This window comes from Streptomyces sp. NPDC088817 (genome assembly GCF_044750345.1).
In the GTDB taxonomy this organism is placed as follows: Bacteria; Actinomycetota; Actinomycetes; order Streptomycetales; family Streptomycetaceae; genus Streptomyces.
On record NZ_JBIVJN010000003.1, the window covers coordinates 228,289 to 244,446 of the forward strand.

Annotated in this window: 14 protein-coding genes and 1 tRNA gene; 8 read left to right on the top strand and 7 right to left on the bottom strand. The window is 71.5% G+C overall.

Going from position 1 to position 16,158, the window contains the following annotated elements; translation table 11 throughout:
• Positions 1 to 2: 2 nt before the first annotated feature.
• From ACIP4X_RS07205 to ACIP4X_RS07220, 4 genes are all read left to right on the top strand, one after another.
• Complete coding sequence (locus tag ACIP4X_RS07205; RefSeq protein ID WP_358729090.1) at positions 3 to 725, top strand: M50 family metallopeptidase; 723 nt, start codon at positions 3 to 5, stop codon at positions 723 to 725.
• A gap of 111 nt (positions 726 to 836) precedes the next feature.
• Positions 837 to 2,153: a 3-phosphoshikimate 1-carboxyvinyltransferase gene (gene aroA / locus ACIP4X_RS07210; RefSeq protein WP_391456744.1), complete on the top strand. Its 1,317-nt coding sequence runs from the start codon at positions 837 to 839 to the stop codon at positions 2,151 to 2,153.
• Between the two features lie 18 nt (positions 2,154 to 2,171).
• On the top strand, positions 2,172 to 3,182 hold the full coding sequence (gene rsgA, locus ACIP4X_RS07215; protein ID WP_358729086.1) for a ribosome small subunit-dependent GTPase A: 1,011 nt from the start codon (positions 2,172 to 2,174) through the stop codon (positions 3,180 to 3,182).
• 118 nt (positions 3,183 to 3,300) lie between these two features.
• On the top strand, positions 3,301 to 3,624 hold the full coding sequence (locus tag ACIP4X_RS07220; protein WP_100568156.1) for a multidrug efflux SMR transporter: 324 nt from the start codon (positions 3,301 to 3,303) through the stop codon (positions 3,622 to 3,624).
• Positions 3,625 to 3,649: 25 nt separating this feature from the next.
• Here the strand turns inward: ACIP4X_RS07220 and ACIP4X_RS07225 are convergent, their stop codons facing one another.
• Positions 3,650 to 4,282, bottom strand: coding sequence for a TetR/AcrR family transcriptional regulator (locus ACIP4X_RS07225; protein WP_358729084.1), 633 nt, complete (start codon positions 4,280 to 4,282; stop codon positions 3,650 to 3,652).
• Positions 4,283 to 4,478: 196 nt separating this feature from the next.
• Here ACIP4X_RS07225 and hisN point away from each other — a divergent pair, with 196 nt between their 5' ends.
• The gene (gene hisN / locus ACIP4X_RS07230) at positions 4,479 to 5,276 is read left to right on the top strand and encodes a histidinol-phosphatase (protein ID WP_391456739.1); all 798 of its coding nucleotides are present in this window, start codon (positions 4,479 to 4,481) and stop codon (positions 5,274 to 5,276) included.
• Between the two features lie 176 nt (positions 5,277 to 5,452).
• Positions 5,453 to 5,863: a CBS domain-containing protein gene (locus ACIP4X_RS07235; RefSeq protein WP_358729080.1), complete on the top strand. Its 411-nt coding sequence runs from the start codon at positions 5,453 to 5,455 to the stop codon at positions 5,861 to 5,863.
• Between the two features lie 69 nt (positions 5,864 to 5,932).
• Here the strand turns inward: ACIP4X_RS07235 and ACIP4X_RS07240 are convergent, their stop codons facing one another.
• Complete coding sequence (locus ACIP4X_RS07240) at positions 5,933 to 7,384, bottom strand: catalase (RefSeq protein WP_358729078.1); 1,452 nt, start codon at positions 7,382 to 7,384, stop codon at positions 5,933 to 5,935.
• Between the two features lie 143 nt (positions 7,385 to 7,527).
• Here ACIP4X_RS07240 and ACIP4X_RS07245 point away from each other — a divergent pair, with 143 nt between their 5' ends.
• Entirely contained in the window at positions 7,528 to 7,944 is a 417-nt protein-coding gene (locus tag ACIP4X_RS07245; protein WP_100568161.1) for a Fur family transcriptional regulator, read from the top strand.
• 167 nt (positions 7,945 to 8,111) lie between these two features.
• Here the strand turns inward: ACIP4X_RS07245 and ACIP4X_RS07250 are convergent.
• From ACIP4X_RS07250 to ACIP4X_RS07260, 3 genes are all read right to left on the bottom strand, one after another.
• Positions 8,112 to 8,185: transfer RNA gene (locus ACIP4X_RS07250), tRNA-Met, on the bottom strand.
• Between the two features lie 99 nt (positions 8,186 to 8,284).
• A complete protein-coding gene (locus ACIP4X_RS07255; RefSeq protein WP_401347096.1) occupies positions 8,285 to 10,114 on the bottom strand; it encodes a tetratricopeptide repeat protein in 1,830 nt (609 codons plus the stop codon).
• 217 nt (positions 10,115 to 10,331) lie between these two features.
• Positions 10,332 to 13,340 carry a UPF0182 family protein gene (locus ACIP4X_RS07260; RefSeq protein ID WP_358729352.1) on the bottom strand — a complete coding sequence of 1,003 codons (3,009 nt, stop codon included), beginning with the start codon at positions 13,338 to 13,340 and terminating at the stop codon, positions 10,332 to 10,334.
• Positions 13,341 to 13,514: 174 nt separating this feature from the next.
• Here ACIP4X_RS07260 and ACIP4X_RS07265 point away from each other — a divergent pair, with 174 nt between their 5' ends.
• Complete coding sequence (locus tag ACIP4X_RS07265; RefSeq protein WP_358729074.1) at positions 13,515 to 14,057, top strand: PPA1309 family protein; 543 nt, start codon at positions 13,515 to 13,517, stop codon at positions 14,055 to 14,057.
• A gap of 57 nt (positions 14,058 to 14,114) precedes the next feature.
• Here the strand turns inward: ACIP4X_RS07265 and ACIP4X_RS07270 are convergent, their stop codons facing one another.
• Complete coding sequence (locus tag ACIP4X_RS07270) at positions 14,115 to 15,212, bottom strand: PDZ domain-containing protein (RefSeq protein ID WP_401347099.1); 1,098 nt, start codon at positions 15,210 to 15,212, stop codon at positions 14,115 to 14,117.
• Between the two features lie 347 nt (positions 15,213 to 15,559).
• Entirely contained in the window at positions 15,560 to 16,018 is a 459-nt protein-coding gene (locus tag ACIP4X_RS07275) for a molybdenum cofactor biosynthesis protein MoaE (protein ID WP_358729071.1), read from the bottom strand.
• Positions 16,019 to 16,158: the final 140 nt, after the last annotated feature.

Genomic DNA, 16,158 nt, shown 5'->3' on the forward strand with positions numbered 1-16,158 from the left:
ACATGGACAGCCTCGCCGCCACCGCGCTGCCCGATCTCTGGGACCGGCTCGTCGGCACCCAGCCCGACCCCGACCTGTGGGTGGTGATCGCCACCGCGGCCGCCGCGCTCGTCGTGGTCGTCCCGCACACCCTGTGGCGCCTCTCGCGCAACGCGATCACCATCGCGCACGAGGGCGGGCACGGACTGGTGGCGCTGCTCACCGGACGCACCCTGACCGGCATACGCCTGCACTCCGACACCAGCGGCCTGACCGTCAGCCGGGGCAAGCCGCACGGGATCGGCATGATCCTCACCGCGGCCGCCGGCTACACCGCTCCCCCGCTCCTCGGTCTGGGCGGCGCGGCCCTGCTCGCCACCGGCCGCATCACGCTGCTGCTGTGGGTGGCCACGGCGCTGCTGGTGGCCATGCTGGTGATGATCCGCAACGCCTACGGGGCGCTCACCGTGATCCTCACCGGTGGCCTGTTCCTGCTGGTGTCCTGGCTGACCGGGCCGCAGGTGCAGGCCGCGTTCGCGTACGCGGTGGTGTGGTTCCTGCTGCTCGGCGGGGTGCGCCCGGCCTTCGAGCTTCAGGCCAAGCGGGCGCGCGGGGGCGCCGGGGACTCGGACGCGGACCAGTTGTCGCGGCTGACGCACGTCCCGGCGGCGCTGTGGCTGTTCCTGTTCCACGCGGTGTCGCTGTGCTCGCTGATCGGCGGCGGGCGGTGGCTGCTGGCGGGCTGAGGCGGTCCGTCCGGCCCTCGCCGATACGCCGGCCGGCGCCGTGCGGCGGGCGTGTGTGCCGGGCGCCGGGGCGCAGGCGGGGGACTCGGAACAGGCTCTAAGGTGGGGACCATGGCCCCGAACCCCGCGCACACCGCCCTCTGGCCCGCCCCGCACGCGAGCGGAGCCGTCGACGCGACGGTCCACGTGCCCGGGTCGAAGTCCGTCACCAACCGCGCGCTGGTGCTCGCCGCCCTCGCCTCCGAGCCGGGCTGGCTGCGCCGCCCCCTGCGCTCCCGCGACACGCTGCTGATGGCCGGCGCGCTGCGGGCCATGGGCGTCGGCATCGACGAGGGCGTCGGGCCGGACGGCACCGGGGAGGCCTGGCGCGTGATCCCCGCGGGGCTGCACGGCCCGGCCACGGTCGACGTCGGCAACGCCGGCACGGTGATGCGCTTCCTGCCGCCGGTCGCCGCGCTGGCCGACGGCCCCATCCGCTTCGACGGCGACCCGCGCTCGTACGAGCGCCCGCTGGACGGCGTCATCGACGCGCTGCGTGTCCTGGGCGCCCGGATCGACGACGACGGCCGCGGCGCGCTGCCGATGACCGTGCACGGCAGCGGCGCGCTGGACGGCGGCCCGGTGGAGATCGACGCCTCCTCCTCGTCGCAGTTCGTCAGCGCCCTGCTGCTGTCGGGACCGCGCTTCAACCAGGGCGTGGAGGTCCGGCACACCGGGTCGTCGCTGCCGTCGCTGCCGCACATCCGGATGACGGTCGACATGCTGCGGGCGGTCGGCGCCCAGGTGGACACCCCCGAGTCGGGCGGCGAGCCGAACGTCTGGCGGGTCACCCCGGGCGCCCTGCTCGGCCGGGACCTGACCGTGGAGCCCGACCTGTCCAACGCCCAGCCCTTCCTCGCGGCGGCGCTGGTGACCGGCGGCAAGGTCGTCGTCCCCGACTGGCCGGCCCGGACGACCCAGCCGGGTGACCGGCTGCGGCAGATCTTCACCGAGATGGGTGGTTCCTGCGAACTCACCGACTACGGCCTGGTGTTCACCGGTTCGGGTGCCGTGCACGGCATCGACGTGGACCTCGGCGAGGTCGGCGAGCTGACCCCGGGCATCGCGGCCGTCGCCGCGCTCGCGGACTCGCCCTCGACCCTGCGGGGCGTGGCCCATCTGCGGCTGCACGAGACCGACCGCCTGGCCGCGCTGACCAAGGAGATCAACGAGCTCGGCGGTGACGTGACCGAGACGGCCGACGGGCTGCGCATCCGCCCGCGCCGCCTCCACGGCGGGGTCTTCCACACCTACGACGACCACCGCATGGCGACGGCCGGGGCGATCCTCGGCCTCGCGGTCGAGGGCGTGCAGATCGAGAACGTGGCGACCACGGCGAAGACACTGCCCGACTTCCCCGACCTGTGGACCGGGATGCTCGGGGCGTAGGGACGCGGGGAACACGTCATGCGCCGCTACGGCAAGCACACCGACGAGGACGACATCCGCAGCCGCCCCAACCGCAAGGGCAACCGGCCGCGCACCAACATCCGTCCCAAGCACGAGGACGCCGCCGAGGGCCTGGTCCTCACCGTCGACCGGGGACGGCTGACCTGCCTCGTCGACGGCCGCCCGATCATCGCGATGAAGGCCCGCGAACTGGGCCGCAAGGCCGCCGTCGTGGGCGACCGGGTGGCCCTGGTCGGCGACCTGTCCGGCACGAAGGACACCCTCGCGCGCATCGTCCGCATCGAGGAACGCACCTCGGTCCTGCGCCGCACGGCGGACGACGACGACCCCTACGAGCGCGTGGTCGTCGCGAACGCCGACCAACTGGCCATCGTCACGGCGCTCGCCGACCCCGAGCCGCGCCCGCGCCTGATCGACCGCTGCCTGGTGGCGGCGTACAACGGCGGTCTTGAGCCGCTGCTGGTCATGACCAAGTCGGACCTGGCGCCGCCGGACAAGCTCCTGGAGCTGTACGGGGACCTGGACATCCCCTACGTCGTCACCAGCCGTGCCGAGCTGGACGACGGCGCCGCGGCGGACCGGGTGCGCGAGCACCTCGACGGGAAGGTCACGGCGTTCGTCGGCCACTCGGGCGTGGGCAAGACGACCCTGGTCAACGCGCTGGTGCCGGAGGACCGGCGGCGGGTGACCGGACATGTGAACGCGGTGACCGGCCGGGGCCGGCACACCACCACCTCCGCGCTCGCGCTGCCACTGGCGGGCGGGGACGGCTGGGTCGTGGACACCCCGGGCGTACGGTCGTTCGGGCTCGCGCACATCGATCCGTCCCGGGTGATCCACGCCTTCCCCGACCTGGAGCCGGGCACCGAGGGCTGCCCGCGCGCGTGCAGTCACGACGAGCAGGACTGCGCCCTGGACGCGTGGGTCGCCGAGGGTCACGCGGACCCGGCCCGGCTGTACTCGCTGCGCCGGCTGCTGGCCACGCGGGAGCGCAAGGAGGGCGACTGACCTCCGCGTTGTTTGGGTGCGGCGCGGTCCGGCAAGTGCATAATCGCACGGAGCCGGATCATGACCTGCCCCAAGCACGACGAAGCGGTCACGGCACGCGGACGCTCGGGAGGACTGCATGGCGTGGCTGCTGGTGATCGTCGCCGGGTTGCTCGAGACCGGCTTCGCCGTGTGCCTGAAGCTGTCGCACGGGTTCACCCGGCTCTGGCCGACCATCGCCTTCTGCTGCTTCGCCCTGGGCAGTTTCGGCCTGCTCACCCTGTCCCTGAAGAAGCTCGACGTGGGCCCCGCGTACGCGGTGTGGACCGGGATCGGCGCGGCGGGCACCGCCATCTACGGCATGGTCTTCCTCGGCGACCTGGTCTCCACGCTGAAGATCGTCTCGATCAGCCTGGTCATCATCGGGGTGATCGGGCTCCAGCTGTCCGGTTCCGCGCACTGACGCGACGGCGCCGAGCGCGGGCGGGTCACGCCGGCTGGCGCGGGAGCGCGCCGCGCACCAGTTCGGCGACCCCGCCCCGGTCCGGCGGCGCGGCCACGCACGACAGGGCGAGGCGGATCACCAGCTCACAGGCACGGGCCAGTTCGGCGGTGTCGCCCCTGGGGGTGCCGGGGGCGGAGAGCAGGACCGCGGCGCGGTCGCGGACGATCGCCACGAAGTCGCCGGGCGACGGCAGCGGGCCGTCGGCCCGGCGCTGCGCCGGAACCGCGTTGGAGGACGGCACCGCCGACAGCGTGGGCGAGGGCAGCCGCTCGCTCCAGCAGCCGGTGAGCATCGCCTTCACCAGCACGTTGCCCCGGGCGGCGGACACCGTCCACTCGGCGGCGGCGGTGAGCCGCTCGCGCGGGTCGGCGGGGGTGAGCCGCTCGCGCGGGTCGGCGGGGGTGGTCAGGACGCGTTCGACCCCGGCGAGATAGCCGTCCGCCTCCCGCCTGACCAGGGCCCGCGCGAACCCGTCCTTGCTGCCGAACTCGTTGTACAGCGTCTGCCGGGAGACCCCGGCCACCGCGGCCACGTCGACCATGCGGACCGCGGACCACGGCCGCCCTGTCAGCGCCGAGTAGGCGGCGTCCAGCAGGGATTCCCGCGCTGCAGGCATCTTCCGCCTCCCTGGGGCGAGCGGCTCTGCGCCCAGATTTGACGCCCCCGAACGCACTGTCAAGGGTCCGTGACGGCACGTGCGGACCGGGGCGGGCGCCCACACGCGCGTCCGCCGACCGCACCCGGGGAGCGTCCCGGCGCGCCCGCCCCGCCCCCCGTGGCCCCGGGTCGCCCCGGGCGGATACGGTTCTGGCATGCCGGACTACCTTGACGACCTGCGCCTGGCCCACGTCCTCGCGGACGCCGCCGACGCCGCGACCATGGACCGTTTCAAGGCCCTCGACCTCAAGGTCGAGACGAAGCCGGACATGACCCCGGTCAGTGAGGCGGACAAGGCCGCGGAGGAACTCATCCGCGGCCAGCTCCAACGCGCCCGGCCCCGCGACGCGGTCCTCGGCGAGGAGTACGGCATCGAGGGCACCGGCCCCCGCCGCTGGGTCGTCGACCCGATCGACGGCACCAAGAACTACGTGCGCGGTGTCCCGGTCTGGGCCACGCTCATCTCGCTGATGGAGGCCGGTGAGGGCGGCTTCCATCCCGTGGTGGGCCTCGTCTCCGCCCCCGCCCTGGGCCGCCGCTGGTGGGCCGCGAAGGGCCACGGCGCCTTCATGGGCCGCAGTCTGGCGCAGGCGAGCAGGCTGCGGGTGTCCCGCGTGGCGGACCTCTCGGACGCCTCCTTCGCGTACTCCTCGCTCAGCGGCTGGGAGGAGCAGGGCCGCCTGGACGGCTTCCTCGATCTGACCCGCGCGGTCTGGCGCACCCGTGCCTACGGCGACTTCTGGCCGTACATGATGGTCGCCGAGGGCTCGGTCGACTTCTGCGCCGAGCCGGAGCTGTCCCTGTGGGACATGGCCGCGAACGCGATCATCGTGACCGAGGCCGGCGGCTCCTTCACCGGGCTCGACGGCCGTCCCGGCCCGCACAGCGGCAACGCCGCCGCGTCCAACGGGCTGCTGCACGACGAGATGCTGGGGTATCTCAACCAGCGCTGACGGGCGACGGTGAACGCCTGCGCGCGCCCCCGCCGGACCGCGCACGCCCCCTTGTTGACCCGCGCTTTGCCTGAGACTCTGGGAGTTCCCCCCTTGTGAACTTGTGCAGAGCCCGAGAGGCGGCTCACCCGCCGGGCACGCACCAGCCGGATTCCCCGAGGAGGTGGCTCCATCCCATGCTCGTCCGCGACGCCATGAGCACGGTGGTCCTCACCATCGGTCCCGCACACACCCTCCGACAGGCGGCGGCCCTGATGTCCGCGCGCCACGTCGGCGCCGCCGTCGTCCACGACCCGGACGCGGGCGGCATCGGCATCCTCACCGAACGCGACGTCCTCAACTCCGTGGGCCTGGGCCAGAACCCGGACACGGAGCGCGTGCACGCGCACACCACCACCGACGTCGTGTTCGCCGCGCCGTCCTGGACCCTGGAGGAGGCGGCCGGCGCCATGGCCCGGGGCGGCTTCCGGCACCTGATCGTCCTGGACCACGACGAGCCGGCGGGCATCGTCTCGGTCCGCGACATCATCCGCTGCTGGGCTCCGGTCCGGCAGCACGCGGCGGCCGCCGGAGCGGGCACGACCTGAACGCCGGACGGCGGGCCGGGCCCCCGAAGGGACCCGGCCCGCCGTCCGACAAGCGGTCCAGTGCGGGAATCAGCCGCGCAGGGCCTGCACCGCGGCCTCCAGCCGCTTGCCGAAGTCGCCGTCCGCCTGACGGAAGTTGCTGATCGCCCGCTCGGCGATGTCCTCGCGCGAGACCTGCGCGATGGAGCCCGCCAGGTTGCCGATCAGACGCTCCTTCTCCTCGTCCGACATCAGCCGGTAGAGGTTGCCGGCCTGGACGAAGTCGTTGTCCTCGGCGTGGACCGGTGCCTCGTGGTCACCGGTGACGCCGGTGACCGGCACCGGCTGCCACAGCGGCCGGTCCGTCTGGAACGGCCCGCCGAAGCTGTTCGGCTCGTAGTTCTTCGCGCCCTTGTGGCGGCCGTCGTACAGGTAGCCGTCACGGGAGTTGGTGCGCGCCTCGGTGGCGTGCGGACGGTTCACCGGCAGGTGGTCGGCGTTGATGCCGACGCGGTAGCGGTGGGCGTCGCCGTACGCGAACAGGCGGCCCTGGAGCATCTTGTCCGGGGAGGGACCGATGCCCGGCACGAAGTGGGCGGGGCTGAAGATCGACTGCTCGACCTCGGCGAAGATGTTCTCCGGGTTGCGGTTGAGCTCCAGCTTGCCGATCTCGATCGGCGGGTAGTCCTCGTGCGGCCACACCTTGGTGAGGTCGAACGGGTTGAAGCGGTAGGTCGCCGCGTCGGCCGCCGGCATGATCTGCACCTGCACGGTCCAGCTCGGGAACTCGCCCCGCTCGATGGCCTCACGCAGGTCGCGCTGGTGGGAGTCGGGGTCCGTACCGGCGAGCCCGGCGGCCTCCTCGGCGGTGAGGCTCTTGATCCCCTGGTCGGTCTTGAAGTGGTACTTGACCCAGAAGACCTCGCCGGCCTCGTTGTTCCACTGGTAGGTGTGGGAGCCGTAGCCGTTCATGTGACGGTACGAGGCCGGGATGCCGCGGTCGCCGAACAGCCAGGTCACCTGGTGCGTCGACTCCGGGGACAGGCCCCAGAAGTCCCAGACGTTGTCCGCCTCCTGGCTGCCCGTGTAGGGGTCGCGCTTCTGGGTGTGGATGAAGTCGGGGAACTTGATGGCGTCCTTGATGAAGAACACCGGGGTGTTGTTGCCGACGAGGTCGTAGTTGCCCTCCTCGGTGTAGAACTTCAGCGCGAAGCCGCGCGGGTCACGGACCGCGTCCGCGGCGCCGAGGTTGCCCGCCACGGTCGAGAAGCGCAGGAAGGTCTCCGTCTCCTTGCCGACCTCGGAGAGGAACGCGGCCCGCGTGTACCGGGTGACGTCGGCCGTGACCGTGAAGGTGCCGTAGGCACCGGCGCCACGGGCGTGCACCACGCGCTCCGGGATGCGCTCGCGGTTGAAGTGGGCGAGCTTCTCCAGCAGGAGCTGGTCCTGGACGAGCACCGGGCCGCCGACGCCCGCCGTCTCGCTGTTCTGGTTGTCGGCAACCGGAGCACCGGCCTCCGTCGTGAGCGGCCCCTGGGTCACGTCGCCTCCTGGGTCATTTCCATCGTTCCTGTCGCTTGGCCAAAGCCAGTCCCGATCCTACAATGGACTTAGTCCAAGTCAAGTGGAGCTCCAAAGTCACACTCATTCGGGATCTATTCCCCCTTGCTGTTAGGCTGGTCGGTATGAGTGACCTTCTGGAACGGCTGCGCGGACGCGGATGGCGGATGACCGCGCAGCGGCGTGTGGTGGCCGAGGTCCTCGACGGCGAACACGTCCATCTGACGGCCGACGAGGTCCATGCCCGGGCTGTCGCCAAGCTGCCCGAGATCTCCCGGGCGACCGTCTACAACACGCTGGGCGAGCTGGTCTCCCTCGGCGAGGTCCTGGAAGTCAGCACCGACAAGCGCGCCAAGCGGTACGACCCCAACGCACACCGGCCGCACCACCATCTGGTCTGCGCCGGCTGCGGCGCGATCCGGGACGTCCACCCGAGCGGCAATCCGCTGGCCGACCTGCCCGACTCGGAGCGCTTCGGCTTCACGGTCTCGAACGTGGAGGTCACCTACCGGGGCCTGTGCCCGAACTGCGCGGCGGCCTGACGGCCCACACGCGAGGCCCCACAGCGAGGCCCACTCGCGAGACGGCAGAAGACCCCCGGCACCTCGACGGTGTGCGGGGGTCCTTCTTTCGCGGCCCCCTCTCGGAAGCGGCACCGGAAACACCGAGGGCCGGAATCCTTGATCGGATTCCGGCCCTCGGCCTTCAGTAGCGGGGACAGGATTTGAACCTGCGACCTCTGGGTTATGAGCCCAGCGAGCTACCGAGCTGCTCCACCCCGCGTCGGTGAATGCAACATTACGTGACCGGCGGACCGAGAGGCAAATCGTTTACGGGGACGCCGGAAGGGAGCCGCGTCACAGGGCCCGCGCCACACCCGCGTCACGCCGACAGCTCCTCGCGCAGCGCGTCCCGCAGACGCGCGGCTCGCTGGGCGACCTCGGCCGGCCCCAGCGCCACGGCCCGGTCGGCCCACCCCTGCCCCTCGGCCAGCTCGCCGCGGCGCGCGTGCACCAGGGCGAGCCGCAGCGCCGCCCGCCCGTGCCCGGCGTCGGCCGCCCGCGCCCACCACGTGGCCGCCTCCGGCTCACTGCCCTCCCGGGCGAGCAGCAGCCCCAGGTTGAAGGCGCCGTTGCGGGAGCCGGACTCCGCCGCCCTGCGGTACCACCGCGCCGCCTCGCCCACGTCCCCGCGGGCCGCGGCCAGCATCCCGACCCGCACCTGCGCGCGCCGGTGCCCCTGGCCGGCCGCCCGCTCGTACCACTCCTCGCACTCGGTCTTCTCCTGGATCGCCGGCTCCCCCAGCTCGTGCGCGGGCGCCGGCGGCCGCCGGGCGTCGAGCACGGCGGCCAGCCGGTACGCCGCCTCCGGGCTGCCGCCGCCGGCCGCGCACCGCAGGTGCAGCTCGGCCGCCCGCTCGTCGCCCGCCCGCAGCCGGGCGATCCCCACCTGCAACGCGGCCTCCGTGTGCCCGGCCGCCGCCGCCCGCTCGTACCACCGCAGTGCCTGGGCGTCCTCGCTCCGCCCGGCGTGAAGGATCCCCAGGTTGAACGCGGCGTCGACGCTCCCGGCCTCCGCCGCCTTGGAGAACCACGGCTCGGCCCCACTGGTGTCCCCGCCCTGGAGCAGCAGGACGGCCAGCGCGTTCGACGCCTCCCGGTGCCCGGCGTAGGCGGCGCGCCGGTACCACTGCTCGGCCTGCGCGGTACGGCCCTGCTCGGCGCAGAGGAGTCCGAGGTTGTAGGCGCCGTTGATGTCGCCCGCGTCCATCGCCGCCCGGTACCACCGCTCGGCGGTCTGCGTCTCGCCGCGCTCGGCGTGCAGCGCGCCCAGCGCGTTCGCGGCGTTGCCGTCGCCGCCCTGCGCGGCCCTCAGCCACCACAGGGCGGCGTTCTCGGGGTCACCCGCGTCCCGCAGCAGGAACCCGAGCGCGCAGGCGGCCCTGGCCTCGCCGTCCTTGGCGGAGGTCAGGTACCAGCGGCCGGCCTCCTTGAGGTCGCCGCGCTTCTCCAGGATGGCGCCGAGGTGCAGCGCGGCCCGCCGGTGCCCGCGCGCGGCGGCCTGGCGGTACCACTGCTCGGCCTCCGCCGGCAGGCCGGGACCCTCGGTGCCGGACTGCCGGCCCGCGCGCCGGTCCAGTGCACGCGCCAGCCGGTACTCCGCCTCCCGGTGTCCCCGCTCCGCGGCGACCCGCATCCAGCGCTCGGCCCCGGCGTCGCCGCGGTGCTCCAGCAGGTCGGCGAGGGCGTAGGCGCCGAGGACGTGGCCCTGCTCGGCGGACTGGCGCAGCCAGTACTCGGCGGCGGGCTCGTCGCCGCGCTCGCGGTGGTACCGGCCGAGCGCGTGCGCGGCCGGCGCGGATCCGGCGACGGCGGCGATGCGCCACCATCCGGCGGCGTCGTCGGCGTAACCGCGCTGGTGGAGGAGGACTCCCAGGTTGTTGGCCGCGGCGCGGTCGCCGCCCGCGGTGGCGGAGCGCAGATGCGGTTCGGCGGCGTCGAGATCCCCGCGGCGCAGCAGCATGGCCCCGAGGACGCTCATGGCCTCGACGTCGCCCGCCTCGGCGGCGAGGCGACGGCGCGCCAGCTCGGCGGTCTCCTCCGCGGCCGCCACGGACTCGTCGCGGGCCTCGCCTCCGGTCTCACCAGAGCCGGAATCCTGCACAAATCGCCCCGTCTCGAACAGAGTTGCCTTGTCCCCCATAACGTCCATCGTCGCACCACCTGCAACCCGGGTACATCTGTAATACCCCAGCCAGTGAGGTCACTTCAGCGTTTTGTCGACATGCCCACAGAGAGACAAGTCAAACACAGATCGCCCAACTCCCCACGGCGGCACGGCCGCAGAGCACGTCGGTACATGCGTTCGCACACGGCGAAGGGCCCGGATCCGCTGCACGGATCCGGGCCCCTGGACTCGGCGGGAGCGATCAGCCCCCGCTCGGGCTACCGCTCGGACTGCTGTTTGGTGTCGGACTGGCGCTCGCACCCGGGCTCGCGCCGCCCTTGCCGTCGCCGTTCTTGCCGCCGGCGCCGGGCTTCTCCGCCTGCGCCTGCGCGTCCTCGGCCCGCTTCAGCGCGTCCTGAAGGTCCTTCTGCGCCTGGCCGTACGCCTGCCAGTCGCCGTTCTTCAGGGCGGTCTGACCGTCCTCGAAGGCCTTCTGGGCGTCCTTCAGCGCGTCCTGGACCGTCGGGTTGGCCGACGGTGGCGGGTTGGTCCCGCCGCTGCCGGTGTCACTACCGCCGGTGTCGGAGCCGGAGCCGGGACCGGAGCCGGGCGGCTCGGTGGTCGAAGCCTCCGTGCCGAACACCTTGTTGAGCGCCTTGTCGAGCGTGTCCTCGAACGCCGTGTTGCCGCCGTAGGTCACCAGGACCTTGCGCAGCAGCGGGTACTTGAGGCCGCCGCCGCGCAGGTAGACCGGCTCCACGTAGAGCAGCCCGCCGTCGAGCGGCACCGTCAGCAGGTTGCCGTACTCGACCTCCGAGTCGCCGCCCTTCAGCAGCCGGATGGACTCGGCGATGGAGGGTTCGGAGTTGAACTGGCTCTGCACCCGTTTCGGGCCGTCGATCGTCTTGCCCGTGGGCAGCTTCAGGATGCTGATCTTGCCGTAGTCGCTCGTGTTCGCGTCGGCGTCGACCGTCATGAACGCGCTCAGGTTGTCACGGCCGTTCGGCGTCATCGTCGTCGTCAGCGAGAACGTCTGGGACGACTCACCGGGCATCTTGAGGCTCAGGTAGTACGGCGGCACCGCGTCGCCCGACCTGTTGGTCGGGTCGTTGGGGATCTGCCACACCTCGCTGCCGCTGAGGAAGGTCTGCGCGTCCGTGACGTGGTAGCGCGTGAGCAGTTCGCGCTGCACCTTGAACAGGTCCTGCGGATACCGGATGTGGGACAACAGCTCCGGGGAGATGTCCTTCTTCGGCTCCACCGTGCCCGGGAACGCCTTCATCCAGGTCTTCAGGACCGGATCCTGGGTGTCCCACTGGTACAGCTTGACCTCGCCCGTGTAGGCGTCGACCGTCGCCTTGACCGAGTTGCGGATGTAGTTGACCTGGTTCTGCTGGGCCACCACCCGCTGGTTGTTGGCGGCGGTCAGCGAGTCCAGCGTCGTGTCACCGAGGGTGGTGCGCGAGGAGTACGGGTAGCCGTTGGTGGTCGTGTAGGCGTCGACGATCCACTGGACGCGCCCGTCGACGACCGCCGGGTACGAGACGCCGTCGATCGTCAGCCACGGGGCGACCGCCTCGACGCGCTGCTTGGGCGTGCGGTTGTACAGGATCCGCGAGCCGTCGCCGATCGCGCCGGAGTAGAGGATCTGCGGCTCGTTGAACGCCATCGCGTACGCGGCGCGGTTCAGCGGGTTGGAGAGGCTGACCCCGCTGTTCCCCTTGTAGCTGGTGGTCTTCTCACCGCTGTCGTCGGAGTAGTCGATCTCCTTCTGGGGACCGCCGACGATGGAGTAGGTGCTGGTCTTCTCGCCGTAGTAGATCCGCTGCTCGTACCGCGGGAGGTCGCCCGTGGACGGCAGGTTGTACTCGGTGAACACCGGGCGGCCCTCGGAGTCGGCCTCGGTGCCCTTGGCCGCGACCACGCCGTATCCGTGGGTGTAGCGGAAGTGGTCGTTGATCCAGTTGTTCTTCGGGATCCCGGCGAGGTTCAGCTCGCGCAGGCCGATGACGGTGTCCTGGATCTTGCCGTCCTTGGTCTTGTACCGGTCGACGGCCAGGTTGGACGGGAAACCGTAGTAGTTGCGCACCTGCTGGAGCTGCTCGAACGTCGGCGAGACGATGTTGGGGTCCATCAGCCGGTAACTGGCCGCGTCGGCGGCGGCGTCACGCAGCTTCGCCTTGTCCTGGGTGTCGCTCGTGCCCGCGTAGTCGGTGACCTTGGTGTCGTCGATGTCGTACGCCTCGCGGGTCGCCTTGAGGTTCTTCTGGACGTACGGGGCTTCCTTGGCCTGCTCGTTGGGCTCGACCTGGAACTTCTGGACGATCGCCGGGTACAGGCCGCCGATGAGTATGGCCGACAGCACCATCAGGCCGAAGCCGATGACCGGCAGCTGCCAGGTGCGCCGCCACAGGGTGGCGAAGAACAGCACCGCGCAGATGACGGCGATGCAGAACAGGATCGTCTTGGCCGGCAGATAGGCGTTGGCGTCGACGTACCTCAGGCCCGTCCAGTTGCCGGTCGCCTTGAAGTCGCTGGACTTCACCGCCAGTCCGTACCGGTCCAGCCAGTAGGCCACCGCCTTCAGCGTCACGAAGACGCCGAGGAGCACCGACAGATGCCCGGTCGCCGCGGCCGTGGCACGCGCGCCGGGGCTGGTGACGCGCAGCCCGCCGTAGAGGTAGTGGGTGAGCACCGCGGCGATCAGGGACAGGATCGTGGCCGCGAAGCCGAAGCCCAGCAGGAAGCGGTACCAGGGCAGGTCGAAGGCGTAGAAGGAGACGTCCAGGTGGAACTGGGGGTCCTGCTTGCCGAACGCGACGCCGTTGACCCACATGAGCCAGGTCCGCCACTCGCTCGCGGCGGAGGCACCGGCGATCAGCCCGACCAGTGCCGTGATGCCGGCCAGCAGCCACTTCTTGTACGGCGCGATGCTCATCCGGTAGCGGTCAAGGCTCTGCTGCTCCACCGACATGGCGCTCAGCGGCGGCCGCAGCCGGTGCGCCAGCCAGATGTTCAGCCCGACCGCGGCCGCCATCAGCAGGCCGAAGACGAAGAACAGTCCGATCTTGGTCCACAGGGTGGTGGTGAACACGGACGAGTAGTGCACCGACCGGTACCACAGCCAGTCCGTCCAGAAGCCCGCGAACATGGCGAAGACCATGCCGAGGACGGCGAGGACGCCCAGTGTCATGAGCAGGGTCCTGGCACGCCGGGACGGGCGGCCCACTCTCATCCGCGGCCCTGTCGGGCCTCCGCCGCGGTCCGGCATCTGGAAAGCCAAGGTGTGCACCTCGAAAGTCGCTGTTGGTTGTTTCGTTGCGTCAGGCCCCCGAGTCCGCGGACCGTACGGTGGGCCCCCGGAATCGTGGGCCCACACCTATGCAACTTACTCACCGTTTACTCGGTTCCCGATTCCGCCCAGGAACGAGGCAGGATTGTGACCATGTCCAACACTCCCATGGCAGCGAACCCGCTCACCCGGGCGGTACTCGAGATCGACGAGTACGCCTCCGGCCTCGGCTGGGACCAGCCCGCTCGCCTCTTCGCCCTCGTAGACACCGCGCGGCTGCGGTCCCAGGAACCCGCGCTCGCGGCCCAGCTCGGCCTGGCCGACGAACAGGAGACCACCGGTCTCACCCCGGTCGAGCAGGACGAGGTCCCGGCCGACCGGCCCCTCGACGAGTTCCTCGCCACCATCGCCTGGCCCGAGGCGGTGGCCGGCTGCGCGCTGACCGTGGAGCGCATGATGCTGCCCCCGTCCGCCGAGGCGCAGGTCCCGCAGGGACTGGACGGGGCGAAGCTGGCGAAGTGGGTGGCCGGCCACCCCGAGCGCCAGGAGGTCCGCATGACGGTCGCGGTCCTGCGCGACGGCACCCGGGAGTCGGCGCTGCGCCTGCGGGAGAAGGACGCCGCCACGGAGGTCCTCACCGGCTCCGACCTGGTGCCGGGGCTGGCCGAGGCCCTGGCCGCGACCTTCGAGGACTGAGCGGGGGCCCTGGGCCCGCCGCCCTTCGTCACCCGACCACGGCCGGGGCGCTGCCCGTCAGCCCTTGGCCGTGCACGTCGGCAGGTCGGCGGTCTTGCCACCGCGGATGTCCTTCAGGGCGCCGAGCGCGTCGTCGAGCGTGTGCACCTTGACGAGGGTGAGCCCCGAGGGGGTGTCCTTGGCGGCGGCCGCGCAGTTCTCGGCGGGGGTGAGGAAGAACTGAGCCCCCTTGCTGCGCGCGCCGACGGTCTTCATCGCGATGCCGCCGATCGGGCCGACCGTGCCGTCGTCGTCTATCGTCCCGGTGCCGGCCACGAACTTCCCGCCGGTCAGGCTGCCCGGCGTGAGCTTGTCGTAGAGGCCGAGCGCGAACATCAGCCCCGCGCTCGGTCCGCCGACGTCGGCGAGCTTGATGTTGATCTCGAACGGGAACGTGTGGTCGGTCCCGGCGGAGATCCCGACGATGGCCCGCTTGGCCCCGGTGTCGGCGGACTGCGCGGTGGTGATGGTCACGTCCTTGGTGACGGTCGCCGCCCTGTGCTGCTTGGCGGCGGCGGCCTGGTCCTTGGCCGGCACGATCGTGAAGACCACGGCCTGTCCCGGCTGGTGCTTGGTGACCAGCCTGGCGACGTCCGAGGGCTGCTTGACCGACGTGCCGTCGACGGCCTTGATGACGTCGCCCGCGTGCAGCCTGCCCTGCGCCGGGGTGTCCTTGAGGACCGTGGAGACGATCACCCAGGACTGCACCGGGATGTGCAGCTCCTTCAGGGCGGCGACCTTGGCGCTCTCCTGGGAGAGGGTGAACTCCTCGGCGTTCTCCTGGGTCGACTGCTCCTCCGTCTTGCCGTCGGGGTAGAGCGTGTCGTGGGGAACGATCTTGCTGTCGTGAGCCAGCCAGCCGTAGACGGCCTCGACGAGGTTCATGCGGTAGTCGGCGCTGGTGACCCGGACGGTGGTCATGTTGAGGTGGCCGTCCGTCGGGTAGGTCTTGTGGCCGGAGATCTGCAGCACCGGCTCGCCGCCGTGGTCGCCCAGGGTGTTGACCGTCGGCCCCGGCGACATCTCCGAATAGGGCACGGGGAAGAGGATTCCCGCGCACAGGAGCGCGATCAGCATCAGGGTGGAGGCGAGCATCGTCGCGGTGCGGCGTGGCATGACTCGACAGTACGGGACAGTTCTGTCAGCGCACCGTCAGGGCGGGACCCTCACGTACTGGAGTGCGACCTCTCCATGGCCTCACGGAACCGGGCGTAGCCGTCCAGTTCGGGACCGTCGCTGCGTGCCTTGCGGGTCCGGTTCGCCCAGCTCCCCCACAGTCCGGCGCCTATCGCAGCCACAAACGGAATCAGCAACCAGGCAAGCGCCGCCATGCCGACCTCCCAACCCCTCATGCGCGACCGCGACTGACTGATCAGCAGATTAACCATCCGCTCTGACAACGCTCACGCCAGGGGTTGGGTTACGCAACCGGAGCCGCGGACGCGGAGGACACGGCGTGGGCGTCAGGCGCCGACCCATTCCTCGGTGCCGTCCGAGAACCGCTGGTGCTTCCAGATCGGCACCTCGTGCTTGAGGTCGTCGATCAGCTTCCGGCAGGCATCGAAGGCCTCGCCCCGGTGCGGACACGACACCCCGACCACGACCGCGAGGTCTCCCACCCTCAGATCCCCCACACGGTGGACGGCCGCCAGCGCCCGGACCGGGTACCCGGCGGCGACCTTCTCGGCGACCCGGCGCATCTCCGCCTCCGCGCTGGGGTGGCAGGAGTACCCGAGCGCGTCGACCCCGGCGCCTCCGTCGTGGTTCCGCACGGTCCCCACGAACAGCGCGGTGCCGCCCGCGGCATCGTCCCCGAGCGCCTTGAACACCTCGTCCAGGGAGAGGGGGGTCTCCCGGACGCCGATCAGCTTGACGGGGTCCTCGGCGGCGTACTCGCCGGGATGATCGTTGGTGGCTGCCATGCGTCCATCGTGCCGCACGGCCGGAAGGTCCGGGAATAGCGTGATCACCCGGTACGCGCGCGTGCCGGTTCGGATTCTCGTACAGGACCGTCTCGTACAGGACCGCCTCGTACGGGACCGCCCGGCAGGGGACGGACCAG